This is a genomic window from Streptococcus cristatus (assembly GCF_003943515.1).
GTDB lineage: Bacteria > Bacillota > Bacilli > Lactobacillales > Streptococcaceae > Streptococcus > Streptococcus cristatus_D.
Genome location: NZ_RJPT01000002.1, coordinates 1 through 25,625 on the forward strand (window position 1 = coordinate 1; position 25,625 = coordinate 25,625).

Here is a 25,625-nt window from a genome sequence, read left to right on the forward strand (position 1 = left end):
CCTTCTTGTTCCCAGTCACTATTCTCCCATAAATGTACATAATAATCCCGTGCACAGCGGCGGACGATCCACTGCACTTTCTCATAGCGTTCCTTGAAGTTCATGTTATCTCCTTTTCCTTTGATAATATGATTCTACAAGAAAATATTCTTCTTTAGTGTCCCTGTCCCTATCCTGTCTATTTTTTGCCCCAACTGGTTCCTAACGCAAATAATTCCGACATCTCAGGGACATTTTATGACATGTTAGAACGCAAAAACAACTGCTTCAAAAAGCAGTTGTTTTCTGGATATTATTCTTCGTCTTCAACATCCTGATCATCGTCGGAATATTCGTCGTCTTCTTCATTTAACTCAACTTCTTCGCCGAGGTCATCTGGAGCTATTTCATTGATTTCAGCATCGTAGGCTTCAACCTCACTCTTTTCATCATCTGGATTATCTTCGTCATATGAAAGAGCTGGATCCTCTTCATAAGAGTCCTCATCTTCAGGATCATCATCGCTGTAATCAATTGCATCTTCGTCTCCATCCATAAAGGCATTAACGCGTTTTTTCTTGCGTTTCTTAGGCTCGTCTTCCTCATCCGTTTCTTCCAAAGCGATGATTTCTTCATCGACTTCGTCAATGGCATACCAAGAACGAAGACCCCATTTATTGTCGCCAAGTGGGATGAAGCTACCATCTACATTCAGTTCTGTATAAAATAGTGGTAGTGCTTCTCGGATTTCTCCATTTGTTTTTTCCAGATAATTTTGAATTTCATTAACTAGCTCATCGAAATACATTTCATGGTCACGCCCGCGCAATTCTAAGATGGCACGTGCTACCTCAATCATCGAAAGCTCACTTTTTTCTTGTCCTGCAAATACTTCTAATTCCAAAGTTATTCTCCTTAAGATTACACAGGCATTTAGCCATGCATTTTTTCGCTACTTTCTATTGTACGATAAATTTGCCGTCTAGTCAAAAAAATTTCACCTAGGCCATCCGACTTTTCAAGTCCAGCTTTTCTACTATAAGTATAGCATCTATAAAACAGCAGCTTCCTTCAATTTATACTTTGACATATTTCTCCTCACAAGTCTTCAACTAATCATGATATAATAGAAAAAACTTTATTTAATAGAAAGAAGCTCATGCCTCTCCTCCAACGTACCATCAAACTAGCTCTTGCAACATGTCTTGCCGTCGCTCTAGCTGCTTTTTTAGGTCTAAGCAATGCTATATCAGCCGGTATCATTGCCATCCTCAGCGTTTCCGACACTCGCAGAAGCACTATCAAACTAGCCCGCAACCGCCTCTTGTCTACTATTTTAGCACTGGCTATCGGGAGCTTATCTTTCATCCTTCTGGGATTTAACCTTTGGAGCTTAGTAATTTATATCCTACTCTACGTTCCCTTGGCTTATCTCTTTGGATGGGAAATAGGCATCACCCCCAGCACAGTTTTGGTCACTCATCTACTGCTGGCCCATTCTGTTTCTTGGTCTCTTTTAGCTAACGAAATGGCTGTTTTCCTTATCGGAACGGGATTCGCTCTCCTAGCTAATCTATATATGGTTTCGAACCAACAAGATATTGATAACTATCGTATTCAAGTTGAAGAACAACTGAAGAAAATTCTACTACGTTTTGAATATTTCTTGAAAGCTGGAGACGGTCGAAACGATGCAACTCTAATTAAAGAACTAGATATTATCCTTCAAGAAGCCTTAGAACTGGTCTATCTGGACCATTCCAACCATCTCTTTCATCAGACCAACTACCACATTCACTATTTTGAAATGCGGCAGGCACAGAATCGCATTCTAGAAGACATGGCAGGAAATATCAATGATTGCCAATTGGCAGCCAGTGAGAGCTTGATTTTAGCACGCCTTTTCTCTAAGACAGCCCAACAGCTCAGTCAAGAAAATCCTGCTCACGAGCTGGTTGAAGAAATCGAAACCTGCCTAGCTGTTTTTCGCGAACGCCCGCTCCCTAAGACCCGGCAAGAATTTGAGACACGCGCCACACTTCTGCAACTTTTACGAGACTTGGAGACTTTTATTAAGATCAAGGTAGAATTTTATCAAAATTACCAAAAGGTGCAAGCAAATTAGCTCTGTGCCATTTCCAATAGATAATAAAAGGAGTTGAAGATTTTTCAGCTCCTTTTTCTCATTAAGTAAAGGCATTCGCTCATTCCTTTAAGTGATATGAATAACTTGCGACCACGACATCCTCATACCATTTCAGATAGTATTTCAATTTCAAGCTCATCTGGTTATGCAAGACATTTTGCCATCTTTTTTTAGGTATAAATTGAGGTACTAAAACTGTCACTGTTCTTCCCTCTTTTTTGGCTCGCTTGGCTACCTTAATCACATACTGAACTGTCGGACTGATGATATTGCGGTAGCTAGTCGTGACTGTCTCGAAGCGAATATCAGGGAAGTAGTCAGCAAATTCCTCGGCGACTTCAGCATCTTTTTCAGCAGTTTCTGCTGTAGAAACGTGCATTGCCACAACTTCATCTCCGATGCTGCGAGCATAGCTCATCGCACCAACACTGACTCGGGTAACATTCCCTACTAGAACAATTACTGTATTACCAGTGTAGTTCTGACGCTCAATGTGGTCATGCAATCTCAACTGTTTAGCGACTCTATTATAGTGCTGCTTGATAGACAAAAACAGCCAAGTCAAGACGATGATAATAGGAAAGAAAGGCCAAATATCTTGAAGACGGAATAAGAGCAAGATAAGGACAATCCCGTAACAAATGATCGCACCAAGGATATTCGCAATCGAATGTTTCAAGAAATCCTTTCCATATTTTTTCTTCCAATGGACAACCATACCAGTCTGGGAGAGAGCAAAGGGCACGAATACACCAATGGTGTACAGGGGAATCAAACGTTCTGTATTTCCCTTAAAGATGAACAAAAGAGCAATGGCACCAAAAGCCAAAGTAAAAATGCCATTAGAATAGCTCAGACGATCTCCTTTTTCCATGTACATATGAGGCATGTATTTATTCTTCGCCATATTGTAGGAGAGCATCGGAAAGGCTGAAAAGCCTGTATTGGCTGCCACTGCTAAGATCAAAGCAGTTGACAATTGGAAAACATAAAACAAGATACGACCAAGAGGAGAAGTCCCCAAAATCGCTTGCGCCATCTGAGCCAAGGTCGTTACACCTTTGACAGGCACGATGCCAATCCAATAATTCAAGAAGGTAATGCCCGCAAACATGATGCCTAGGATTAAAGCCATAATCGAGAGGGTAGCTGCGGCGTTATGGGCTTTTGGTTTCTTGAAAAAGGGAACCGAATTGGAAATAGCTTCCACCCCTGTCAAGGAAGCAGAGCCGCTGGTGAAAGCACGAAGCAGTAAGATCAAACTTACTCCAGCAATCGGACTACCAATCCGCGCGGTTGCGTGATAGTCTAAATTTCCTGTCAGGATTTGCACAAAACCAAAACCAATCAACAATAAGGTGCTGACAATAAAAAGATAGACAGGAATCATCAAGGAAGTAGCCGATTCTTTTAATCCTCGGAGATTCATTAACATCAACAAGAGAACTAAGAAAATGGAAATATGTAAATTGTAAGGATGTAAGACAGGAATTGCAGAGGTAATTGCGTCCGCTCCAGAAGCGACTGAAACGGCTACGGTCAACATGTAATCTACCAGCAAGCTTCCGCCAGCGATCAAACCTGCCGTTGGAGATAGATTTTCCGTCGTCACCATATAAGCTCCTCCTCCTTGAGGGTAAGCATGGATAACCTGACGGTAAGAAATCGTTAAACTCGCTAATAAAACTAATACGACAATTCCTATTGGAAGCGACCACCAAATGGCACCAATAGAAATAGAGGTCAAGACCAAAACAACCTGCTCTGGTCCATAAGCAATAGAAGATAAAGCGTCACTGGAGAGCATGGCCAAGGCTTGCATCTTGGTCAGTAAATGACCATCCTCGCCCTCTTTCCCAGATTTTAATGGGCGTCCAATAAAAAATCCTTTTAACTTGGAAAACATAAGTTCCTCCTTTAAAAACATGAGCCATTCTACTCCTTTTCAGAAAACATGTCAATACTTTTCTGAAAATAAGTTTTCATAAATTTAAACTTTCTGCTTTTTATCCAAATGCTTGATGAAAACCATCTCAGTAGATATCAAGATCATTCTCCAACCTCACTAAAAATTGAAGGTGAAGAGGATAGAAATCGCAAGCGGGAGAGCCAGAAAATACTCAAACAATCTATTTAAAGTTTCAAACACACTCTCCTACAAAATCTTCCATTCTTTTTGTAAACAGCATGCTTGTTTATAAAAAACGAGCTTTATGCCAAGCTCGTTCTTGATATTTAAATTTCTTAAATTTTAGTGATTGTTCATAAAAGAGTTCTATCTCAGAATAAACAAGATGACAATCAATAGAAACCATCAAGTCTTCTGCTACTTTAATTGGAAAATGTATCTAGTTAATCTAAAACAAAGGTTTCTAACTATCTGTTAGATTGGTTTTACCGATTAGAACTAGTAGTTCATTGTCGTTTTTACAAACGATTCAGAACATTATTACTTTCTGTCACTCTTCAATCTCAATCCCTTTGGATTCGAATAAATCACGTACTTCTTTAGAAAATGGAAAGATTGTTCCGTCAATGGTTTTTAAATTCGAAAACTGTGATAGCTCCTTTTCAGTCACATTTTCCAAATCAAATTGATCATCTTCCCCATCCCACAAAGGGATCAATTGTGCATAGATCTCATTTCCTCCATCAAAGAAGAGACTTTCCACATTCTGCGCATACTCTTTAGGTATTTCCAACCGTTCGAAATAAGCCTCTACTTCAGGGATTGGTGTCTCATAGAAGTCTTCTGGATCTACAGATAAGTTATCAGATTTACAAAAACTGTAAACGTCAAATCGTGGCTCAAGCACGTTTTGTTCATACATCAACTCCTGAATAATAGCCAACTTAAAATTAAAATTATCAAATTGTAAGAAATCACTCATAAATTAGTTCCTTTCAAAATCAGGACGAAGCCTCTATTTTCCGAATACACCAGTCAATCAGCTCTTCCAGTCGCTCAATGGCTTCGGTCATATGCAGGTAGCCCATAACAGCTTCAAAGCCGGTAGACATCCTATAGGTGACGATATCTGTATTCTTAGCCTTGGTATGGCTGTTGGCATTACGGCCGCGCTTGTAGATATCTTCTTCCTTCTCCGTCAGAATCCCTTCTTCTAGCATGAGAGAGATGAGATTAGCCTGAGCCTTGGCAGAAACATACTTGGTCGCTTCCCTATGCAGCTGATTGGGCTTGGTCAGACCCTGAAAAATCAGGTGACGCCGGATATACATGGAGTAGACAGCATCTCCCTCAAAGGCGAGGGCAATGCCGTTAATCAGGTTGACATCAGTCACGGGTCCACCTCACTCCGTCCTTGGTATCCAAAAGCTTGATACCCTGAGTGGCCAATTCATCCCGAATACGGTCTGCAGTCGCAAAATCTCGATTAGCTCGCGCCACTTGGCGTTCCTCAATCAAGCGCTCAATGTCCGCGTCCAAGACTTCTTCTACAAAGACGATACCAAAAACTTCTAAGAGCTTGGCAAAGGCTGCCTTAACTTCAGCAGTGTAGTTGCCAGAATTGATCCACTTGGCTAGCTCGAAGACAACCGTGATACCGTTAGCCGCATTGAAATCTTCGTCCATAGCAGCGGTGAACTTGTCCAGAAAGGCCTGAAGCTGATCAGAGTCAGCCTGACCCGTGAAAGGCTGCTCATAGGTATTCTTCAAATACTTGAGATTGGTCGCTGCATCATGAACAGCTTTTTCTGTGAAATTGATTGGCTTGCGGTAATGCTGGGTAGCAAAGAAGAAACGCAGCACCTGACCATCAATGGTCTTGAGGGCATCGTGAACAGTGATAAAATTGCCTAGAGACTTGGACATCTTGACGTCATCGATGTTAACAAAGCCATTGTGCATCCAATAGTTGGCAAAAGTCTGACCAGTCTTGGCCTCTGACTGAGCAATTTCATTGGTATGGTGAGGAAATTCTAGGTCTGCTCCGCCACCATGAATGTCAATAGTATCACCCAAAATCTCCGTTGACATGACCGAACACTCAATGTGCCAGCCCGGACGACCAGGTCCCCAAGGACTGTCCCAAGAAATCTCGCCTGGTTTTACAGCTTTCCAAAGAGCAAAGTCTACAGGATTTTCCTTACGAGCCGTTTCTTCATCTGTTCGACCTGAAGCACCCAGCTCCAAATCTTCCAAGGTTTTATTAGCTAGTTTGGCATAATTGTGCGACTTTTCCACTCGGAAATAGACATCGCCCTCTGACTCATAGGCGTAGCCTTTGTCAACCAAGTCCTCAACAAAACGGATGATGTCAGCCATAAACTCCACCACCCGCGGATGACGAGTCGCAGGTTTTACACCCAGAGCTGAGACATCCTCACGAAAAGCTGCGATATACTTATCAGCCACTTCTTTTGGTGTGATGCCTTCTTCCTTGGCCCGATTGATAATCTTATCATCTACATCTGTAAAATTGGAAATATAATTGACCTCAAATCCCCGATACTCAAAATAGCGACGAACTGTGTCAAAAGCTACTGTTGAGCGGGCATTGCCGACATGGATATAGTTATAAACCGTCGGACCGCAGACATACATGCGAACCTTGCCCTCTTCAATGGGCACAAATTCACGTAGGCTGCGGGTCATGGTGTCGTAAATTTTAATCATGCGGTCCACTCCCTTCTCTATTTATGACTTTTTCGGCTGAAAACCAGCTCTGCAAAAGGGCCAAATTGTCTGAGGCTATCCAGTTGGTAAAAGCGCTGCCCTTCCTCTTGGGTAAAGAGGGGAACCCCCTTTCCTAGGATAAGGGGCGCTATCTGAATAATGAGGTGGTCGAAAAGATCCGCATCCAAGAGCGGTCCTACCAAGGAATTACCACCAATCACAAAGACATTTTTGCCTTTGTCAATCTGGTGAACAAAGTCCACCACATCCCCAGCTACTGGCTGGTAATTGCTGACAGGCAGGTGCCTATCATGCGTAAAGACATAGTTTTCCGTAGCTTGATAAAAACTTTCTACATCTTGCAAATCTTGGATCTCCTCAAAGGTCCGCTTGCCCATGATGGTGATATCCATTTGCCTGTAAAAGTCATCATAGCCTGTATCCTCTACAGAACCAAGCTGATGCAGCCAGTCTATCCTGTGCTGGCTGTCTGCCAAGTAGCCATCCATGGTGATACAGCCGTAAAAATATACTGCCATTCTTGTAGTTACCTTTCTAGTTCCTTTGCTATTGTCAAAGCGATAGTGAAAAAAGTCATGGCATCAGCTGTCCGCTCTTCATGGCGGGCATCCCAGGTTCGGTTATGATGATCCACATAGTCAGCTGTGTAGAAGAATTGATAGACCTTGGTCTTACGAAATTGACTCCAAGCCATGATCGCCGAAGCTTCCATGTCCACCACTTGAGCTCCAGCAGCCAAGCGACGCTTGATCTTATCAGGCGTTTCCCGATAAAAGGCATCAGTCGTCCAAGACTTGGTGCGGATATGCTCAATATCGTGCTTGTCAAAGATGGATTCCAGCTTAATCAACAGGGATTCATCATAGGAGATTTCGTCACCCGGTGGGACATAGTGATAGCTAGTTCCTTCATCTCGCAATGCAGCCGCAGGCAGGATGATTTTATCGGCCTCTATCGAGCGATCCAAAACGCCACAGGAACCTAGAATGATGAAATTCTTGAAGCCTCTGGCTGCCAACTCCTCCAGTTGGCCAACTATCATAGGAGCTCCAATCGGAGCCAACATAACTGCTAGCTTACTAGGACCTTGACCGTACATATACCACGGATGCTGTCCATTTATACTTTTTAAATAGCCTCCCTGATAGACATCTTCTGACTCAATCAATCGTTTCAGGATTTCGCCATTAAAGGACAGGATGATAGTTTCACAAATCTCACCCTTGTCCATAATCTGCCTATCTGTTGGCTCAATAACCCCAGCTACATCTTCGAATTCCTCTAATAACATAACTTCACTCTCTTTAAGCCTTCAGCAAAGCCATCTTCAACTTCTTCTTTGATGGTAAAGTTTAGTCTCATCTTTTCGGATTCACTTATAGTGAGCCCATTGAGTTACATTTTACCAAATCACTCCTTGGCAAGACCTCCTAAAGTATCTTGTTAGCTGTCCAAATTTGGCCTTTCTTAGAGCTCCGACGAATGGTGGCTGGCTTCACGGGCATGCTCCAGCTTGTCCAAATAATATTCTCGCTGTTCTTCCACCTCATGGATGGTCGGCTCATCTTTCTGACCATGAACACGCACGATCTTAGCCGGGATTCCAACTACAGTTACATCACTAGGTACATCCGCCACGACGACTGCCCCTGCTCCAACTTTGGCATTTTCGCCAATTTCCACTGGGCCAATAACTTGAGCATGAGCAGAGATGAGCGCTCCTCGACGGACAGTCGGGTGGCGTTTCCCAGCATCCTTGCCAGTCCCTCCTAGGGTCACCCCATGATACAGAAGCGCACCCTTTTCCACGATGGCCGTTTCACCGATAACCAATCCACTACCATGGTCAATGAAAACACCTGACTCAATCTGAGCACCTGGATGAATCTCAATCTGAGTCCAAAAGCGCCAAAATTGGCTGTGCATGCGTGCCAGTAGCTTAAAACCTCTCTTCCAGAGGAAATGAGAAAGACGGTGGGCTGCCAAGGCCTTGACACCTGGATAAGTCAGGATGACCTCCAGCGAAGTACGAGCAGCCGGATCATTTTCTTTTACAATCTCAATGGCTTCTTTCCACCAGCCCATCTTCTTCTCCTTTCATTAGGTAAAATAAGGGAGCAGGCCCTACACAAAGAAATTTGTAAGGTAATTGAGCCTGATCACTCCCTTTTCATTATTCTTCCGATTTAGTTTTTGGGGCGTCTTCATGTTTCTTATGAAAATGCCCTTTTTCCTGATGTTTATCGTGGTCTCTCTTTGGCTTGTCTGGCTTAGGCGGACGTGGCAAGAGAGCTTTCATAGACGCATCTACGCGGCCTTTTTCATCAATCTTAATGACCTTAACATCGACAAAATCACCAATTTGTACCAAGTCTTCGACATTGTTGGTTCGAGTCCAAGCCATTTCAGAAATATGAACGAGGGCATCGGTCTTGTCAAAGAGATTGACAAAGGCACCGAATTTCTCGATCCGAACAACCTTGGCATGGTAAACTTCATCCACTTTAGCTTCGCGAACCAAACCAGCAATGATTTCTTTAGCACGGTTAATAGCCGCTTGATCGCTAGAGTAGATGGATACATTTCCTTCTTCGTCAATATCAATCTTAACGCCTGTTTCAGCGATAATCTTATCGATGGTTTCTCCGCCTTTACCGATGACAATCTTAATCTTGTCCACATCAATCTTGATGGTGTCGATTTTCGGAGCAGTTGGAGCCAACTCAGGACGTGGAGCTGGAATAGTCGCTTCAATCACATCAAGGATTTCAAAGCGGGCTTTCTTGGCTTGAGCAAGAGCTTCTGTCAGGATTTCGGCTGTAATTCCTTGGATCTTGATATCCATCTGCAGGGCTGTAATCCCTTCGCGAGTACCAGCTACCTTAAAGTCCATATCGCCAAAGTGGTCTTCCAAACCTTGAATATCGGTCAGAACTGTGTAGTTGCTGCCATCTGAAATCAAGCCCATGGCAATTCCGGCAACCGGAGCCTTGATTGGCACACCACCGGCCATCAGAGCTAAAGTGCCTGCACAGATAGAGGCCTGTGAGGAAGAACCGTTCGACTCCAAGACTTCTGCTACCAGACGGATAGCGTAAGGAAACTCTTCCAAGCTAGGCAAGACTTGCTCCAAGGCACGTTCCCCAAGAGCACCGTGTCCGATTTCACGACGGCCAGGAGCCCCATAACGGCCTGTCTCACCGACAGAGTATTGCGGGAAGTTATAGTGGTGCATGAAGCGTTTCTTGTACTCTGGATCCAAGCCGTCCACAATTTGCGTTTCTCCCATTGGTGCCAGAGTCAGAACAGACAAGGCTTGGGTTTGCCCACGGGTAAAGAGACCAGAGCCATGCACACGCGGCAGGTAATCCACTTCCGCATCCAGTGGACGGATTTCATCAACCTTACGACCGTCAGGACGGACCTTATCTTCGGTAATCAAACGACGCACTTCTGCATGCTCCATTTGCTCCAAGATTTCAGCCACATCTCGCATGATACGGTCGAATTCCTCGTGATCTGCATATTTTTCTTCGTAGACGGCTGTGACTTGATCCTTAACAGCCTGAGTCGCTGCTTCACGCGCCAGCTTTTCTTCTACCTGAACAGCCTTTTGCAAGTCGCTGTTGTAGGCTGCGATAATCTCTGCTTGCAGCTCCTCATCAACATGCAGCAATTCTACTTCTGCTTTTTCCTTGCCAACTGCTGCGACAATTTCTTCCTGGAAGGCAATCAATTCCTTGACCGCTTCGTGCCCTTTGAGAAGAGCTTCCAGCATGATATCTTCAGACAGCTCCTTAGCTCCAGACTCTACCATGTTGATAGCGTCTTTGGTACCAGCCACTGTCAGTTCCAAAAGTGAAACTTCTTTTTGTTCCTTGCTAGGGTTAATGATGAATTCACCGTCTACATAGCCGACCTGAACTCCTGCGATAGGGCCATTAAAAGGAATATCTGAGATAGAAAGAGCCAGAGAGCTACCAAACATAGCAGCCATTTGAGGCGAAGCATCTTCGTCATAAGAAAGAACGGTATTGATAACCTGAACTTCATTACGGAAACCTTCCGCAAACATTGGGCGAATCGGACGGTCAATCAAACGAGCCGTCAAAGTCGCATCTGTTGACGGACGACCTTCCCGTTTCATAAAGCCGCCAGGATATTTCCCAGCCGCATACATTTTTTCCTCATAGTTGACCTGCAATGGGAAAAAGTCACCAGTAGCCATCTTTTTGGACATGGTTGCCGCAGTTAAAACGGTACTTTCTCCATATCGAACAACGGCGCTGCCATTTGCCTGCTTTGCAACCTGACCGGTTTCAACTATCAGCTCACGGCCTGCAAAAACGGTTTTAAAAACTTGTTTTATCATAAAGACTCCTTGCCGAGCACATGCTCAAATTTTTTCATACGTCTTGGCTACAAAGATCAAGATATTAAGACCTTAAGCAACTCATCGGACGTGTTCGGTTAGCACTTTCGCTTTAACTTCATGGCCTTAATAGCTTACTATATCCTCATCTTTGTATCAAGCACGTATAGACCTTATTTTACCACAATTTCAGCCAAAAGAAAAAGGCTTTGAGTGCCTTTTTCTTGAATCATTTATATTTGCTTTTATTCAAATCACTTATTACTTAGTTTCCTAATTTTAATGTTTTGATTCTCGCTCACGCTTCAATCCTACAAAACCTAAAACCGCCATTGCAATTCCCATAAGCCCAAGAGTGCTTACAGAATCACCAGTAGAAGGTAATTTTTTAGTATCTGTTTGTTTTACATGAGTAGCAATTGGCGTCGTTGCTCTCTTAGTTACAATCGGAACTTCCACTTTGCTGCTGAATGTTTCATGGCGAATAACTTCATTACGATGATTTCCTTCTTCATGATGAATATGTTCTTGTTCCCAGCGGATTGAATGTTCTAATTCTTTTGATCTAACAAATTTTTTATAGGATTCCAAAACACGTTTATAGTCTTCTTGAGCAACTTTATTTTTTGATTTTAAAATCTCTAATTTAGCGATTTCAGCTTCTAATTTTTCTTTTGCTTCAGTCGTTTTTACTTTAGCTTCTGTCAAGATTTTTTCAGCTTCTTCAAGTTTCATAGGTGCATTTTTAAGCAATTCCAGATAAGCTTTCGCTTCTTTAACCGCTTGTTCTGCTTCTTTAACTACTTCTTTGATACGTTCAACTCTTTGTTTGGTTTCTATAATCGCAAGTCCTTTTTCTGTCAAATCATTTTCTGCATTGGTTGCTTCTTTAAGAGCTGTTTTTAAAGCTCCTTCTTGAGCAATTAATCTAGATTTAGCATTTTTTAATTCAACTTCGCGCTGCTCACGAATTTGTTGCAAGTTGTCAAGATTTGATTTAGTAGTTACTAGTTCAGCTTTGGCTTTTTCAAGAGCTTCCGCCGTTTCATCAATCTTTGCTTGAGCAGACGGGCTTTGTTCCTTAATGGCAAGTACATCATTATAAGTTTTTTGAACTTTTGCAATGGCGTTATTTGCAGCGTCAAGTGCTGTCTGCGCATTTTCTTGAGCTTTTTGAGCAGCTACTAATGCGGTTTCACCATCTTTGACGGCTGATGCGGTTTTTGCTTTGTTAGCTTTAGCTTTTTCGAGAGCTTTTTCTGCTACAGACAAACCTGTGTTTTGTTTTAATGCGTTTTCGGCATCTTGATCTGTGTTCTTGTAGTTTGATGTAAGAGGAGCTGTATCCAAAACGTATTTTGGAATTTTGATGATGTTGACAGAACCTGTGCTGACAGCAACACCTGTACCGGCACCTTTTGCATTTGGATCAATCAAGTGTTTTGCGTGACCATTGGCCGATCTTGTGTCTTCAAGCATCATCATGCGGATGTCATTAGCGATGTCCTGTTTTAAAGTCATCATAGTGTAACCATTACGGTTTTCTTGATGCCATACGGGTAATAATCCACCAAGTGATTCACTAACTTTGTATTTGCTAAGAACATCGTATTGGTGGCCCCAGTTTTTCGCAAAGTTGAACTTGTCGGGAGTGCCTCCATTTGCAGCGTAAAAGGCGCTGTATTCGTCAGCAACTTTTTGAGCTAAGGTTTGACCTTGATCTGTCAATTTAATGGTCGAGAGGACCTTACTTGGGTCACGATGAGTCCAGTATTGCGTTTGAATGTCATTCATCATTTGAGCGACGAATTCGGCAATTTCGCGACGTTGGGCATTAGTCATGTTTGCAAGATCAACCTTGTCGGCATTTGAGCCGATTGGAAGCATGTCGTAGTCAGATGCGTTATTTTTCGGTTGTGCATCTAAAAATCGTTGTTGGTTTGCTTCAAACCATGCAAGATCATTGATGTCATGTTGAGCATAGTCTTTTGGAATGACGATTTGACGCAATTTACGGTCTTGTTTGAATTTCTTCAAAACAATATCATAGGCTGCTTGAGCATCTGCAAGTGCTTTTTTAGCATTTTCAATTTCAGATTGAGCTGCATCTAACTTAGCCTTCATCTCTTCAAGAATTTTTGCTTTAGAGTCAACCTTTGCTTTTGCGTCTTCGATACTTTGTTCAAGAGCAAAAATATCCTTCTCAGTTTTTAGCTTATCTAGAGCTGATTTTCTTTCATCTATTTTTACTTGACGCTTTGCATCGAATTCTTTAGCACGAGTCAGTTCAGCTTGAGCTGCTTTATATGTAGTTTCAGCCTCTTTAAGCTTATTGCCTGCAATATTTACTATCTCTTGAGCTTTTGTCAAAGTTGTTTCTTCTAAACTACGCTCAGCTTTCTTGACTCTTTCCTTAGCTAATTCTACTTTTGCTTTCTCAGCTTCAACTTTTTTAGTAGCAACTTCGTAATTTTCTCTTGACTCAGATTCAATTTTTTCAGCTAACTTCTCGTCTCCCTCGGCTTTCTTCAATTCTTCTTCAGCAATTTTCACCCCTTCTTCTTTAACTTTAATAACATCTTCAGTTTTTGAAATATTTTCAGGAGTTGTTTTTTCTGCAATTTCTTTTGTTTTAGCGTATGTTTCAGTAGCTATTTTTTCAGTAGCTTCAGCTTCCTTAACTTTTTGATCGATATCACTTACAACTTGTTCCTGCTCAGCAACAGTTTTAGCTGTTTCATCGGCATTTGCCTTTGCCATATCGACTGTTTCTTTTGTAGTTTCAGCAATTTTATCCTCATTTGAAACAGTAATCGGCGTTTTAGCCTGTGGTTGAGACACACTCGTCTCATCGGCCTTGACAGTTGATGATAGCCCCACTGTGGCAATAATAGCAGCACCGATAATAATACCTTGTTTTGTTGATTTATTCATAATTTAAAGAATCCTCTCCGAATGAAATAGATTAAAATTTATGTAGTTCATATAAACATATCAAAGACAATCAATCTTTCTCTGTAACATTTTTTGTTCCAATTTTATCAAGGCCAAAACTTATTTTTTTCTTGGCAAGTTGTCTACTCAATAGCATATTCTCAGTTCTAATACCTACCCATTGTTCCCCAGAAATGATATATGGCATACTTTCATAAGTTGGTGTAGCTTGGAATTTTGTATCAACATAATCTGCTTTTTTGATTTCATTTTCAACTACCGCTTTTGTCCATTCAAAATCCACACTAATATCTAGTATATCCACATATGGCATATGAATCAAACTTTCTTGGAATACATAATTACCTGATGAATCAGTCCAAACATTTGATTTCAGCTTGATATCTGAGTTTGGTTTCCTAAATTGTTTATAAGTTAAATTCGAATAAAATTCTCTTGCTGCTTTATAATTTTCAAGAGATCTTTGGCCATAATCTTCATCATCTTTTCCAGAACTTATATTTTCCTCTGATAATTTTATCCCCTCATTAGCAGCATTAATTTTTTTCTCTTTTCTCTGTTCAAAATATTTCTTATCATATTCTTGGGCAATTTTTAGAATTTCTTCATCAGATTTGGATTTTAGAGCTGATAAAGTATTATCTTTATACCCTTTTAGAATATACCTTGTCATTTTCCCTTTTTCAATTATATATACTGCTTTAACCTCAGAATTTTTATTGACATCACTACCTGAAATTCCATACAAAATCGTTTTAGGTGTACTATTGAAAAATTCAATTATTCCAACACTCTCCATTTCGTTCATTAACTCTGTACCAGTCTTGTTGCCTGAAACTTTAGTATCTTCCTGTAGTGTAGGTTGATTCTCATGATTAGATGTGCACCCACCAATGACGAATATGCTAGAGCATAACAATAAATATAACTTTTTCATAATCATTTCCTTCCCAAATCTTTCATCTTCCATGACGAATATTCTCAAGCTCATTTGCTATGGCACGCGAGGATGCAGCGGCCTCCTGCGTTTCTGCAATTTGACGTGCTCTTAAAATATTAGCATGTTCTTGAAGCCTAATCATTCTCTCCTGATTAATAATCTGTTCCTTTTCTAGTTCAAGCATTTCCATTTCAAATGCTCGACGTGCCGCTCTATCTAGATGAGTATCGTATAGATTTATTGCTTCTTTTATACTATCTGCTTTAAAATTATCAAACGCATGAATTAAGTACTCTACTGCATCTAGAGCATAGTAATCTTTGGGATACCATCCTTGACCAATCGCTAAAGCCTGATCACGAAACCTCTCCATTAATTGTCCCTCTTGCTGATAGGCCAAATCTAATCTTTGATTTTCTGCAACTACTGCTTGATAGTCTTTTAAATGCTGTTCATTTTCACTACGAATAGTCTTATTTGCAAGCGCAATCATTAAATCCAACTTATTTTGAATAATAAAATATGTCGCTACAACAGATAAGCCAAGTAAAATTATTGTTATGGGATTAGGAGTCAGAAGTAAACGTAGTGGGAATACAAGTAAGATCCCTCCCATAATAAGCATCGCTGGATATATCCAGCTATCTTTGGAACCTTTCATACGACGATACAATAAAAATAGAAATCCTGATATAAACAAAATCTCAAAGAAGAGGTCACTAAATAATCGATTTACAGCCCCGAACAATAAAACATATAATAAATCGCCCAAAAGTATTGCAATACTTGAAAATACCATGACTGAAAATGCGATTTTAAAAGATTTATGAGATAACGTGTTATCACTATATTCTTCTTGTTGAATTAATTTGGCAGTTCGCATTTGATTAACAAGTGCAACTTGACGTGAACGTGCCTGAATAAATCCCAGAATATTCTCACGAATTAACCCTAATTTTGAAACAATTTCTTCTCTTGTTTCCATATAAACCTCCTTTATCACTAACTAGCTATATTTAATTAAAATTAAGAATATAAGTATTAATCTGATAATTGTTCATGCAACTCTTTATATTCTTTAAGGCTATTAGTGTTGAGTATTGCATGAAATGCAATACTCTGATATGCTTAGTATATCAGCAAAATTTTATTTCACCGTTTATCTAAAACGTAGTGTTAAAAATTGAAATATTTGTTTTAAATTTCTTCAACAGTATTTTTCATTTAAACCCCATCATAAATTTCAGAACTATCAACTGTTTCTAGCTATTCTCAACAAGTTCACTCCTTTTTTCTAAGCAGACAGCTGAAATCATATTTCCCTAATTTTTTCCTATGAACAAGGCATTCTGAAGGAATTTTTGCTATACTTAATATAGCTATTTAATCAAAAGGAGTAAACTATGGAACAAAAACATCGTTCTGAATTTCCGGAAAATGAACTCTGGGACCTAACGGCCCTTTACCAAGATCAGGAGGACTTCCTGCGGGCCATCGAAAAGGCCAGAGAGGACATCCAGAAATTCGTCCGTGATTACCAAGGCAAGCTCAGCATTTTCGAAGATTTTGAGAGAGCCTTTGCTGAGTTGGAGCAGATTTATATCCAAATCAGCCACATCGGCAACTACGGTTTTATGCCACAGACCACTGACTTTGGCGATGAGAGCTTTGCGCAGATTGCCCAAGCAGCCATGGAGTTTGAGACCGAGGCCAATGTCGCACTCAGCTTCTTTGACGACGCCCTGGTCAGCGCAGACGAGGCTGTATTGGAGAGACTAGGCCAAGAGCCCCATCTGACTTCAGCCATTCGCCAAGCTAAAATCAAAAAATCCCACTATCTGGGAGCGGATGTCGAAAAAGCCTTGACCAATCTGGGCGAGGTCTTTTACAGTCCACAGGATATTTACACCAAGATGCGAGCCGGCGACTTTGCTATGGATGACTTTGAAGTGGACGGCAAAGTATACAAAAACAGCTTTATCACCTATGAGAATTTCTATCAAAACCATGAAGATGCAGAAATCCGCGAAAAAGCTTTCCGCTCTTTCTCAGAAGGACTTCGTCAGCACCAAAACACTGCCGCTGCCGCCTATCTGGCTCAGGTCAAGTCTGAAAAACTGCTGGCTGACATGAAAGGTTATGACTCTGTCTTTGACTACTTGCTAGCTGAGCAAGAAGTAGATCGCTCTATGTTTGACCGACAGATTGATTTAATTATGAGCGAATTTGCCCCAGTAGCTCAGAAATACCTCAAGCATGTCGCTAAGGTAAACGGACTTGAGAAAATGACCTTTGCCGACTGGAAGCTGGACTTGGACAGCGAGCTCAATCCCGAAGTCAGCATTGACGATGCCTATGACCTGATCATGAAGTCAGTCGAGCCACTCGGACAAGAATATTGCCAAGAAATCGCCCGCTACAAGGAAGAACGCTGGGTCGACTTTGCGGCCAATGCCGGAAAAGACTCTGGAGGCTATGCTGCTGATCCTTATCGGGTTCACCCTTATGTCCTCATGAGCTGGACTGGTCGCATGAGCGATGTCTATACTCTGATTCATGAGATTGGCCACTCCGGTCAGTTCATCTTCTCCGACAATCACCAAAGCTACTTCAACGCCCACATGTCCACCTACTATGTGGAAGCACCGTCTACCTTTAATGAGCTCCTGCTCAGTGATTATCTGGAGCGCCAATTTGACAACCCTCGCCAGAAACGCTTTGCTCTGGCTCATCGTCTGACAGATACTTACTTCCACAATTTCATCACCCACTTACTGGAAGCTGCCTTCCAACGCAAGGTCTATACTTTGATTGAAGAAGGCGGAACCTTCGGTGCAAGCAAACTCAACGCTATCATGAAAGAAGTCTTGACAGAATTCTGGGGCGATGCCGTTGAAATCGACGACGATGCTGCCCTGACTTGGATGCGTCAGGCCCACTACTACATGGGGCTTTACAGCTACACTTACTCAGCAGGTTTGGTCATCTCTACCGCTGGCTACCTCCACCTGAAAAATGACGAAAATGGTGCCCGTGACTGGCTTGAACTACTTAAATCTGGTGGCAGCAAGACTCCACTTGAGTCAGCTATGATTATCGGAGCAGATATTTCGACAGACAAACCCCTTCGTGACACGATTCAGTTCTTGTCCGACACAGTTGATCAGATTATTGCTTACAGCGAAGAGTTAGGCGAGTAAAATCTTATAGGAGATTGTAAATGAAGAAAAACAATACCACTTCTGGTTGCCTGACAATATTTGCAGCAATTGTTGCTATTGCAGTCGTAATATTCTTTATAGCCTTAGCCATGCCACTTATGCTGATTTTAGGCAGTTTTGGTATTATTCAAAAAAATATCCAAATACCAAAAGACAAAAGGTTGCTATCGCAGTCACTCTAATAGGTCTGATTGGCTCATTCACCGTAACTCCTTGGGTATTTAATTCAATAAACACTAAATCAGAACAGACTCAAACCACCATTTCTAGCTCTAGTCATTCCTCAGACTCTTCAAGCTTCAGCTCTTCTAAAACAAGTGGTTCCTCAACATCCGAGGAAAAAGAAAAGCAAGAGAAAGAACGCAAAGAAAAAGAGCTACAAGAAGCGCAGAAACAAAAGCAGGAACAAGCGCGTAAGGAAGCCGAAGCTAAGCAAATTGCTGAAGCTGCTGATCAAGCTGTCCAACAACTCGAAAACAATCCAGTTCAAGAAAATATTTCTTCAGCACAAGCTGCTGTCGAACACGTTGCAGATCCAGCTACAAAAGCTAGTTTGACTGAACGTATCGGCCAAGTCCAAAACGCAATTAACCAACAGGCGGAGGAGGCTCGCCAAGAAGCTGAGAAACAAGTAGTAGAACAACAAGATACAGGCTCTACCGGTGGATATTTTAAAGATGCTAGAGGTAGATGGCATCGACCTAACGGTCAGTATGCTTCCAAAATAGAAATTGCAAATGCAGGATTAGCATGGTAACATTCGTTTTATGTTATGCCAAAATTTTCAGGTGCTTATGAAATAATCAAAGGGAATGACAATTCACTATACGACATTAGCGAGTCTACCAATTTTATTACACTTGAATATTTCTATCATTTAGGGAAAGAAAAGAATATAAAATGAGCTTGAAAAAATGTTCAAGCTCATTTTTCATTATTTTAAAAAAGTTTGAAGAAATATAGATAAACCAAAATATAGATTGTAAAACAGACGATAAATACGAGCCACCTCATCCAAAACTGTGACTTGCTATAATTTTTAGCACGCAAGAGGCCGATAAAGAACCAGATAAGCCCCCAAAAAAACATTCCCAGCAATTGAGGAGCATAGTAAGAAATCAAAACTAGACTAAAAAGGACAAAACTGAGTACAAGCATGATACTTTTTTCTGTTATCTGCGACCGAGGAATCATCCAGCCCAAAAAGAAACAGAAAATTGGCACCGCGATAAACGGCGTAAAAACCATCAAAATGAAGCAAAACTGCGATAATGACTCAAACATAAACAGCGCCCTTTTCATTCCTTTTTTATATTTTGTAAAACACAGCTGATTTACCTTCTTCCTATTATAACCTAAAAATTTTATTTTCAAACAAAAAAACTGGAATATATCATTTTTCTTAAATCAATAGAGGACTAATGAGGCAAGCTAAGGGCGTGAGAGACACCAGCTACCTACACCTGAAAATGACGAAAATGGTGCCCGTGACTGGCTAGAACTGCTCAAATCTGGCAGCAGCAAGACACCGCTTGAATCAGAAATGATTATCGAAGCCGATATCTCAACGGACAAACCACTCCGTGATACCATCCAATTCTTGTCTGATACAGTTGATCAGATTATCGCCTACAGTGCTGAGTTGGGAGAGTAAATTAAAAGAGTCTGAGACAAAAGTCTAACCTTAAATATAAAAAAGCGAACAAAACGAGTTATCTGACACTCAGAATACTGTCTTGTTCGCTTTTTTTATAATCTATCGATTTTAAAAATTCATAATAAAGAATTCCTAAAATCAAAATTTTTTGTCCCGGCCTCTTAAATTATCCCCAAAAGCTATCTTCCTCAGCTTGATCTGAAGAGAAGAGCCAAACTTCTTTGATTTTTCCGTCTTCAATACGGAAGAGGTCAATCCCGTTCATATTGAGTTCAGTACCATCAGCACGTGTTCCGAGAAAAGTAACATTAGCTGCGATTAAATCCTTATTGTCAGAAACCCAATTTGTTATCACCTTAAAGGTTCCATTAGTTTTCTCAGCAAATGTAGCTAGGTGAGATCCTAGCTTGTCCTTACCAACAACTGAACCAGATATACTATGATTACCAGGTTGATGCCAGACAATATCATCTGCCATCGTTTCAAAGACACCAGGAAAGTCACCAGCAATTAAAGCTTGGTTATAAGCATTGAAAATTTCTAAGTTTGTTGACATATCTATTCTCCATTTCTTTTTTATGGTATAATTGTAACAGTTAAAATCAAAAAAACAAGTAGACACTTTCTCGATAGCTAGTATCAAAAGTAGTACTATTATTGATACTAAAAGATAAATTTTTTTAAAAAAATAGAAAGAAGATATTTTATGCCAAATAAAGTGAGTGAGTATGGTATTTGTCCATTTGCGACAACGCAAAGGGTTTTAACAGGGAAATGGGCACTGGTAATCATTTATCAGTTGAGTACGGGTACCAAACGATTTAAAGAATTGCAGAGATTATTGCCTGGGATTACTCAAACTATTTTGACCCGTCATCTCCGTCAATTAGAAAAGGATAAGATTGTTCAACGAAAGGTCTATGCGGAAGTTCCCCCACGAGTTGAGTACAGCTTAACCGAAATGGGACAGGAATTCAAAGTTGTATTAGATGCTGTCGAAAACTGGGGTCTGGATTATATTAAGTTGCTAAATGCTAATGAGATAGGCAACTGATAAGTCCCATAGAGGGAATGCATTTTTTATCGAATCCCTCAATCAAAAGACAGTAAGGCAAACCAGTAAATTTCCAATCAATTTTCTTGAAACCCGTTCCTTCTTTTGATAGACTAATATATAGTTTTGAAAAAGGAGACTTATCATGAAAAAATTTATTGCTGAATTAATCGGTACATTTATGCTTGTGTTCATCGGAACAGGAGCCGTTGTTTTTGGAAATGGTACAGAGGGTCTTGGACACCTTGGAATTGCTTTTGCCTTTGGTTTAGCAATCGTGGTTGCAGCTTTCTCAATCGGAACTGTTTCAGGTGCCCACTTAAACCCAGCCGTTTCAATCGCTATGTTTGTAAACAAACGCTTGTCATCTTCAGAGCTTGTCAACTACATTCTTGGACAAGTGGTTGGAGCTTTCCTTGCATCGGGTGCGGTCTTCTTCCTCTTGGCAAACTCAGGCATGTCAACTGCTAGTCTCGGTGAAAATGCCTTGGCAAACGGTGTAACTGTCTTTGGTGGTTTCCTGTTTGAAGTCATCGCAACTTTCTTGTTTGTCTTGGTTATCATGACTGTCACTTCAGCAAGCAAAGGCAATGGCGCGATTGCTGGTTTGGTAATCGGTTTGTCTTTGATGGCAATGATTCTTGTAGGATTGAACATCACTGGACTTTCAGTAAACCCAGCTCGTAGCTTGGCACCAGCTGTCTTGGTAGGTGGCGCAGCCCTTCAACAAGTATGGATTTTTATTCTTGCACCAATCGTAGGTGGCGTTCTTGCAGCTCTTGTTGCGAAAAACTGCCTTGGCACAGAAGAATAAGAAACGAAAAAGAGTCCTGTCCTCAGTTTGAGGAACAGGGCTTTTTCTATGAGAACAAAGAAACACTCCCTTTTTGAATGGGGAGTGCTTTTCTTTTAACTCAATTCAGCAACGATGGCCTTGATTTGTTCTGCAGTGTGAACACCTGCAACTTGTTTCACCACTTGGCCGTCTTTTTTGAAGAGAAGGGTTGGGATGGACATGATTCCAAAGGCACGAGCTGTATCTGGGTTTTCATCTACGTCCATTTTAACGATTTTCAGGACATCTTCTGAAAGTTCTTCAGACAATTTATCCAAGATTGGACCTTGCATACGACATGGACCACACCAAGTTGCCCAGAAGTCTACCAAGACCAAACCGTCTTTTGTTTCTTGTTCAAATGTTGCATCTGTAATTGCTTTTGCCATTGTATTTCTCCTTTTTAGTTATATTGGCTTAAATCTTGTTTCATGAGATAGAAGAAGACATCTCCATAAGTCCCATGGTAGTCCAAATCATGACCATTGTAAGTTAATTTTTGGACAGTGTAGTAATCCGCGACACCGATCAGGCAGGCATGCTGGGATAGTTCAAACTCCTCATATGACTCGAAAGTTATCTTCCGTTCTGACTTAGCTGCATCTAGATAAGTAATTTCAATCATAGGCTCTCCTTTTTGATTCCATTCGTAATTCATGATTTAATTGTAACCAAAAAAGTTACATTTGTCAAATCAGACGCATCCGCCACTGCTAGATCGTAGAAGGATGCCTTTGAATCCTGATTGATCATCTTCTCCCTTTTGTTTGACTTGATTCTAGCACAATGTAAAGAAGAAATCTTTGACAAAACAAGCACAAAGGCTACGTTTGTTTTTATTTTTATGTTAAAATAAAAGGCATGGACAAAATTATTAAAACTACCTCAGAAAATGGTTCTTTCCGAGCTTATGTGCTGGATAGCACAGAGACGGTTCGGACCGCTCAAGAAAAACATCAAACTCAAGCAAGTTCTACCGTGGCACTCGGCCGCACACTGATTGCCAGCCAGATTCTGGCTGCAAATGAAAAAGGCCAGACTAAGATTACCGTCAAGATTCTTGGGACCAGCTCACTAGGCGCGATTATCACAGTGGCAGATACCGAGGGCAATGTCAAAGGCTATGTGCAAAATCCTGGTGTGGATATTAAAAAGACAGCCACTGGCGAAGTTCTGGTTGGCCCTTTTGTCGGCTCTGGTCAATTTTTGGTTATCACGGACTACGGCACTGGCAATCCCTATAATTCTATGACTCCTCTCATCTCTGGAGAAATCGGCGAAGACCTAGCCTTCTACCTGACCGAAAGTCAGCAAACTCCTTCTGCCGTTGGCCTCAATGTTCTCTTGGATGAGAACGATAAAGTCAAGGTTGCTGGCGGTTTCTTGGTACAAGCTCTGCCTGGTGCTAAGGAAGCTGATATCGCCTGCTTTGAGAAGCGGATTCAAGAAATGCCAGCCATCTCTAAGCTGTTAGAATCCGATAACCATATAGAAGCTCTACTGGCTGCCATCTATGGAGATGAGCCCTACAAACGCCTGTCTGAAGAGGAAATTCGCTTCCAGTGTGATTGCAGCAAAGAGCGCTTCATGAATGCCTTGGCTACCTTGCCAAAGGCTGACTTAGAAGAGATGCGTGACCAGGACCACGGAGCTGAAATAGTCTGCCAATTCTGCCAGACAGCCTACCACTTTGACCAAAATGACTTGGAGGAACTGATTCGTGACAAATCTTAATACCCCTTTTATGATTGGAAATGTTGAAATTCCTAACCGTACGGTTCTGGCACCCATGGCCGGCGTAACCAACTCTGCTTTCCGAACCATTGCCAAAGAGCTGGGAGCAGGCCTGGTCGTTATGGAAATGGTCTCTGACAAGGGCATCCAATACAACAACGAAAAAACCCTCCACATGCTTCACATTGATGAGGGTGAAAATCCAGTCTCTATCCAGCTTTTCGGAAGCGACGAGGACAGTTTGGCTCGCGCAGCGGAATTTATTCAAGAAAACACCAAGACAGATATCGTCGATATCAACATGGGCTGCCCGGTCAACAAAATTGTCAAAAACGAAGCTGGCGCTATGTGGCTCAAGGATCCTGAGAAAATCTATAAAATCATCAACAAGGTTCAGTCTGTTTTGGATATCCCTCTGACAGTCAAGATGCGGACGGGTTGGTCCGACAGCTCACTGGCTGTAGAAAATGCTCTGGCAGCCGAAGCAGCTGGCGTTTCAGCCTTGGCTATGCACGGCCGCACCCGTGAGCAAATGTACACAGGGCATGCTGACCTCGAAACCTTGCATGACGTGGCCCAAGCCCTGACAAAGATTCCTTTCATCGCCAACGGTGATATCCGCAGCGTGCAAGAAGCCAAACAACGCATTGAAGAAGTCGGCGCTGACGCTGTCATGATTGGACGAGCTGCCATGGGAAATCCCTACCTCTTCAACCAAATCAACCACTATTTTGAAACGGGTGAAATCCTGCCAGACTTGACCTTCGAAGACAAGATGAAGATTGCTTATGAGCACCTCAAACGCTTGATTAACCTCAAAGGTGAACACATTGCTGTCCGCGAATTCCGTGGTCTAGCACCCCACTACCTTCGTGGAACATCTGGTGCAGCTAAACTTCGCGGTGCCATTTCACAGGCCAACACATTGGCAGAGATCGAGGAACTCTTGCAACTCCAACATTAAAGAAATAAAAAAGGAAGCATCTACAAAGGTGCCTCCTTTTTTTGCAAATTTATTTGATCAATTGAACACTAGCTACTTTACCGTCAGCGCCAGTAGTGATTTGGATGCCCAATCTAGGAGCAGATGGCTCAGCAGAACCCAGCTGAGCTGTATAGCGACCATCATCCAAAGTATAGGCATATGAAGCAACATGGTAAGTATTGACAGTTCCATTTGCTGACTTGACGCTAAATTGTCCGCCTGCTGAAACAGTCACTGTACTACCTCCTGCATCTACCCAACTACCAGCCGCTGCAGAGAAATCTCCATCCACCATATTCAAAACGCCTTTATAGCGAGCATTTGTTTCTGCCTGCTTGTTTTGAAGCTGACGATCAGTGGCTGGATTTTGAGCTGGTTGACTCGGTTGGGCTGGCTGAGTCGCTTGATTTGGTTTAGTTGGTTGAGTCGGCGTAGCTTGTTGACTAGGAGCTTGTTGAGATTGGCTTGGTTGAGCCTGTGTATCTTGTTGAGCTTGAACCTGCTGATCCACCCCTTGTTGTGTTTGGTTTTGTGAAGGTTGAACGGATTCCACAGCTTTCTGTACTTGTTCTGCTTGCCCTACTGTTTTATTTGAAGAAGCATTGCTGCTGGCTTTTGGAGCGCTGCTAGCTTTGCTAGATGAAGTAACTTTAGAGCTAGAAGAAGTTTGTACTGTCTTATTAGCACTTGTGCTAGTCTTGGTTTCTTCTTTGTGACCACAAGCCCCTAAAAGTAAGCTAGAAGCTAGAACAGTAGCAGCCATCAATTTTGTATAAGTCTTAGTTTTCATTTTTTCTTCTCCTTTGTAACATCTGGAAATCTTTTTGTAATATTATTGTAACACTCGTAATAAAGTATGTCAACTAGATATATGGAATTTTTCAAAAAATTTTGAAACAAATAACATCCAGGACTTAGGCCTCCTCTCTTCCTCAGCAGATATGTCGCTACTTTTATATTCGTAACGAAAATAAAAAAAGAGGCTGGGACAAAAGTCCTATCCTCTCAATTGTCTTTGGATTGCCGAGCAAGGCGCAGTGGTTGAGTGGGCTCTACTACGCTGATTTCATCAGCTTTTACAGCCCTA

24 protein-coding genes and 2 pseudogenes are annotated in these 25,625 nt (G+C 41.5%); 8 read left to right on the forward strand and 18 right to left on the reverse strand.

All coding sequences use genetic code 11. The features are described 5' to 3' along the window. Together D8791_RS10590 and rpoE are read right to left on the reverse strand one after the other, a co-directional pair. A pseudogene (locus tag D8791_RS10590) lies at positions 1-104 on the reverse strand (sigma-70 family RNA polymerase sigma factor); the annotation flags it as partial. Positions 105-292: 188 nt separating this feature from the next. After that, positions 293-883: a DNA-directed RNA polymerase subunit delta gene (rpoE, locus tag D8791_RS03510; RefSeq protein ID WP_125446288.1), complete on the reverse strand. Its 591-nt coding sequence runs from the start codon at positions 881-883 to the stop codon at positions 293-295. Positions 884-1,138: 255 nt separating this feature from the next. Between rpoE and D8791_RS03515 the strand changes: the two genes are divergently transcribed. After that, positions 1,139-2,104 carry an aromatic acid exporter family protein gene (locus D8791_RS03515; RefSeq protein WP_125446289.1) on the forward strand — a complete coding sequence of 322 codons (966 nt, stop codon included), beginning with the start codon at positions 1,139-1,141 and terminating at the stop codon, positions 2,102-2,104. A gap of 79 nt (positions 2,105-2,183) precedes the next feature. Here D8791_RS03515 and kimA read toward each other — a convergent pair whose 3' ends face one another. The 11 genes from kimA to D8791_RS03570 all read right to left on the reverse strand — a co-directional run bounded on the left by kimA (position 2,184) and on the right by D8791_RS03570 (position 16,037). Then, the gene (gene kimA, locus D8791_RS03520; protein ID WP_125446290.1) at positions 2,184-4,031 is read right to left on the reverse strand and encodes a potassium transporter KimA; all 1,848 of its coding nucleotides are present in this window, start codon (positions 4,029-4,031) and stop codon (positions 2,184-2,186) included. A gap of 553 nt (positions 4,032-4,584) precedes the next feature. Next, positions 4,585-5,016, reverse strand: coding sequence for a DUF6892 domain-containing protein (locus D8791_RS03525; RefSeq protein ID WP_125446291.1), 432 nt, complete (start codon positions 5,014-5,016; stop codon positions 4,585-4,587). Positions 5,017-5,035: 19 nt separating this feature from the next. After that, positions 5,036-5,428: a Mini-ribonuclease 3 gene (locus tag D8791_RS03530; protein WP_045497774.1), complete on the reverse strand. Its 393-nt coding sequence runs from the start codon at positions 5,426-5,428 to the stop codon at positions 5,036-5,038. Next, a complete protein-coding gene (gene cysS / locus D8791_RS03535; RefSeq protein WP_125446292.1) occupies positions 5,421-6,764 on the reverse strand; it encodes a cysteine--tRNA ligase in 1,344 nt (447 codons plus the stop codon). Before cysS ends, D8791_RS03530 begins: the two co-directional genes overlap by 8 nt. A gap of 17 nt (positions 6,765-6,781) precedes the next feature. Next, complete coding sequence (locus tag D8791_RS03540) at positions 6,782-7,303, reverse strand: dihydrofolate reductase family protein (RefSeq protein ID WP_125446293.1); 522 nt, start codon at positions 7,301-7,303, stop codon at positions 6,782-6,784. An 8-nt stretch (positions 7,304-7,311) separates the two neighbouring features. Then, positions 7,312-8,076 (reverse strand): nucleoside phosphorylase, encoded by a 765-nt coding sequence (locus D8791_RS03545; protein ID WP_125446294.1) that lies wholly within the window; start codon positions 8,074-8,076, stop codon positions 7,312-7,314. Positions 8,077-8,252: 176 nt separating this feature from the next. Then, on the reverse strand, positions 8,253-8,870 hold the full coding sequence (gene cysE, locus D8791_RS03550) for a serine O-acetyltransferase (RefSeq protein WP_125446295.1): 618 nt from the start codon (positions 8,868-8,870) through the stop codon (positions 8,253-8,255). Between the two features lie 88 nt (positions 8,871-8,958). After that, positions 8,959-11,157, reverse strand: a complete 2,199-nt coding sequence (gene pnp / locus D8791_RS03555; RefSeq protein ID WP_125446296.1) for a polyribonucleotide nucleotidyltransferase — start codon at positions 11,155-11,157, stop codon at positions 8,959-8,961. A gap of 279 nt (positions 11,158-11,436) precedes the next feature. After that, entirely contained in the window at positions 11,437-14,091 is a 2,655-nt protein-coding gene (locus D8791_RS03560) for an SEC10/PgrA surface exclusion domain-containing protein (protein WP_125446297.1), read from the reverse strand. A 70-nt stretch (positions 14,092-14,161) separates the two neighbouring features. Beyond that, positions 14,162-15,082: a hypothetical protein gene (locus D8791_RS03565; RefSeq protein ID WP_125446298.1), complete on the reverse strand. Its 921-nt coding sequence runs from the start codon at positions 15,080-15,082 to the stop codon at positions 14,162-14,164. Beyond that, a complete protein-coding gene (locus D8791_RS03570) occupies positions 15,072-16,037 on the reverse strand; it encodes a hypothetical protein (RefSeq protein ID WP_125446299.1) in 966 nt (321 codons plus the stop codon). The genes D8791_RS03565 and D8791_RS03570 overlap by 11 nt, the downstream gene beginning before the upstream one ends. Before the next feature lie 418 nt (positions 16,038-16,455). Here D8791_RS03570 and pepF point away from each other — a divergent pair, with 418 nt between their 5' ends. Then, positions 16,456-18,252, forward strand: coding sequence for an oligoendopeptidase F (gene pepF, locus D8791_RS03575; RefSeq protein WP_125446300.1), 1,797 nt, complete (start codon positions 16,456-16,458; stop codon positions 18,250-18,252). Between the two features lie 46 nt (positions 18,253-18,298). Continuing rightward, positions 18,299-19,030 carry a hypothetical protein gene (locus D8791_RS03580; RefSeq protein ID WP_223368341.1) on the forward strand — a complete coding sequence of 244 codons (732 nt, stop codon included), beginning with the start codon at positions 18,299-18,301 and terminating at the stop codon, positions 19,028-19,030. Positions 19,031-19,212: 182 nt separating this feature from the next. On the opposite strand, the gene D8791_RS10595 is transcribed toward D8791_RS03580, so the two are convergent. After that, entirely contained in the window at positions 19,213-19,557 is a 345-nt protein-coding gene (locus D8791_RS10595; RefSeq protein ID WP_223368340.1) for a hypothetical protein, read from the reverse strand. A 181-nt stretch (positions 19,558-19,738) separates the two neighbouring features. On the opposite strand from D8791_RS10595, the pseudogene D8791_RS03590 reads away from it, so the two are divergent. Next, positions 19,739-19,927: pseudogene (locus D8791_RS03590) on the forward strand (oligoendopeptidase F); the annotation flags it as partial. Positions 19,928-20,096: 169 nt separating this feature from the next. Here the strand turns inward: D8791_RS03590 and D8791_RS03595 are convergent. Beyond that, positions 20,097-20,486: a nuclear transport factor 2 family protein gene (locus tag D8791_RS03595; RefSeq protein ID WP_000106199.1), complete on the reverse strand. Its 390-nt coding sequence runs from the start codon at positions 20,484-20,486 to the stop codon at positions 20,097-20,099. A gap of 150 nt (positions 20,487-20,636) precedes the next feature. Here D8791_RS03595 and D8791_RS03600 point away from each other — a divergent pair, with 150 nt between their 5' ends. Continuing rightward, entirely contained in the window at positions 20,637-20,984 is a 348-nt protein-coding gene (locus tag D8791_RS03600; RefSeq protein WP_125446301.1) for a winged helix-turn-helix transcriptional regulator, read from the forward strand. A 145-nt stretch (positions 20,985-21,129) separates the two neighbouring features. After that, positions 21,130-21,798 (forward strand): MIP/aquaporin family protein, encoded by a 669-nt coding sequence (locus D8791_RS03605; RefSeq protein WP_125446302.1) that lies wholly within the window; start codon positions 21,130-21,132, stop codon positions 21,796-21,798. A gap of 95 nt (positions 21,799-21,893) precedes the next feature. Here the strand turns inward: D8791_RS03605 and trxA are convergent, their stop codons facing one another. Together trxA and D8791_RS03615 are read right to left on the reverse strand one after the other, a co-directional pair. Beyond that, complete coding sequence (trxA, locus tag D8791_RS03610) at positions 21,894-22,208, reverse strand: thioredoxin (RefSeq protein WP_125371563.1); 315 nt, start codon at positions 22,206-22,208, stop codon at positions 21,894-21,896. A 14-nt stretch (positions 22,209-22,222) separates the two neighbouring features. Then, complete coding sequence (locus D8791_RS03615; RefSeq protein ID WP_125371564.1) at positions 22,223-22,444, reverse strand: DUF4649 family protein; 222 nt, start codon at positions 22,442-22,444, stop codon at positions 22,223-22,225. Between the two features lie 236 nt (positions 22,445-22,680). Between D8791_RS03615 and hslO the strand changes: the two genes are divergently transcribed. Further along, positions 22,681-23,553, forward strand: coding sequence for an Hsp33 family molecular chaperone HslO (hslO, locus tag D8791_RS03620; protein ID WP_125446303.1), 873 nt, complete (start codon positions 22,681-22,683; stop codon positions 23,551-23,553). Then, complete coding sequence (gene dusB / locus D8791_RS03625; protein WP_125446304.1) at positions 23,540-24,517, forward strand: tRNA dihydrouridine synthase DusB; 978 nt, start codon at positions 23,540-23,542, stop codon at positions 24,515-24,517. The genes hslO and dusB overlap by 14 nt, the downstream gene beginning before the upstream one ends. Positions 24,518-24,566: 49 nt before the next feature. Here the strand turns inward: dusB and D8791_RS03630 are convergent, their stop codons facing one another. Next, positions 24,567-25,328, reverse strand: coding sequence for a hypothetical protein (locus D8791_RS03630; protein ID WP_125371567.1), 762 nt, complete (start codon positions 25,326-25,328; stop codon positions 24,567-24,569). Between the last annotated feature and the right edge of the window lie 297 nt (positions 25,329-25,625).

Bases quoted from the DNA above. Each gene is read 5' to 3' on its own strand.
- D8791_RS03515 (WP_125446289.1), top strand. From the start codon at position 1,139: ATGCCTCTCCTCCAACGTACCATCAAACTAGCTCTTGCAACATGTCTT.
- kimA (WP_125446290.1), bottom strand. From the start codon at position 4,031: ATGTTTTCCAAGTTAAAAGGATTTTTTATTGGACGCCCATTAAAATCT.
- D8791_RS03525 (WP_125446291.1), bottom strand. From the start codon at position 5,016: ATGAGTGATTTCTTACAATTTGATAATTTTAATTTTAAGTTGGCTATT.
- cysS (WP_125446292.1), bottom strand. From the start codon at position 6,764: ATGATTAAAATTTACGACACCATGACCCGCAGCCTACGTGAATTTGTG.
- D8791_RS03540 (WP_125446293.1), bottom strand. From the start codon at position 7,303: ATGGCAGTATATTTTTACGGCTGTATCACCATGGATGGCTACTTGGCA.
- D8791_RS03545 (WP_125446294.1), bottom strand. From the start codon at position 8,076: ATGTTATTAGAGGAATTCGAAGATGTAGCTGGGGTTATTGAGCCAACA.
- cysE (WP_125446295.1), bottom strand. From the start codon at position 8,870: ATGGGCTGGTGGAAAGAAGCCATTGAGATTGTAAAAGAAAATGATCCG.
- pnp (WP_125446296.1), bottom strand. From the start codon at position 11,157: ATGATAAAACAAGTTTTTAAAACCGTTTTTGCAGGCCGTGAGCTGATA.
- D8791_RS03560 (WP_125446297.1), bottom strand. From the start codon at position 14,091: ATGAATAAATCAACAAAACAAGGTATTATTATCGGTGCTGCTATTATT.
- D8791_RS03565 (WP_125446298.1), bottom strand. From the start codon at position 15,082: ATGGAAGATGAAAGATTTGGGAAGGAAATGATTATGAAAAAGTTATAT.
- D8791_RS03570 (WP_125446299.1), bottom strand. From the start codon at position 16,037: ATGGAAACAAGAGAAGAAATTGTTTCAAAATTAGGGTTAATTCGTGAG.
- pepF (WP_125446300.1), top strand. From the start codon at position 16,456: ATGGAACAAAAACATCGTTCTGAATTTCCGGAAAATGAACTCTGGGAC.
- D8791_RS10595 (WP_223368340.1), bottom strand. From the start codon at position 19,557: ATGTTTGAGTCATTATCGCAGTTTTGCTTCATTTTGATGGTTTTTACG.
- D8791_RS03595 (WP_000106199.1), bottom strand. From the start codon at position 20,486: ATGTCAACAAACTTAGAAATTTTCAATGCTTATAACCAAGCTTTAATT.
- D8791_RS03600 (WP_125446301.1), top strand. From the start codon at position 20,637: ATGCCAAATAAAGTGAGTGAGTATGGTATTTGTCCATTTGCGACAACG.
- D8791_RS03605 (WP_125446302.1), top strand. From the start codon at position 21,130: ATGAAAAAATTTATTGCTGAATTAATCGGTACATTTATGCTTGTGTTC.
- trxA (WP_125371563.1), bottom strand. From the start codon at position 22,208: ATGGCAAAAGCAATTACAGATGCAACATTTGAACAAGAAACAAAAGAC.
- D8791_RS03615 (WP_125371564.1), bottom strand. From the start codon at position 22,444: ATGATTGAAATTACTTATCTAGATGCAGCTAAGTCAGAACGGAAGATA.
- hslO (WP_125446303.1), top strand. From the start codon at position 22,681: ATGGACAAAATTATTAAAACTACCTCAGAAAATGGTTCTTTCCGAGCT.
- D8791_RS03630 (WP_125371567.1), bottom strand. From the start codon at position 25,328: ATGAAAACTAAGACTTATACAAAATTGATGGCTGCTACTGTTCTAGCT.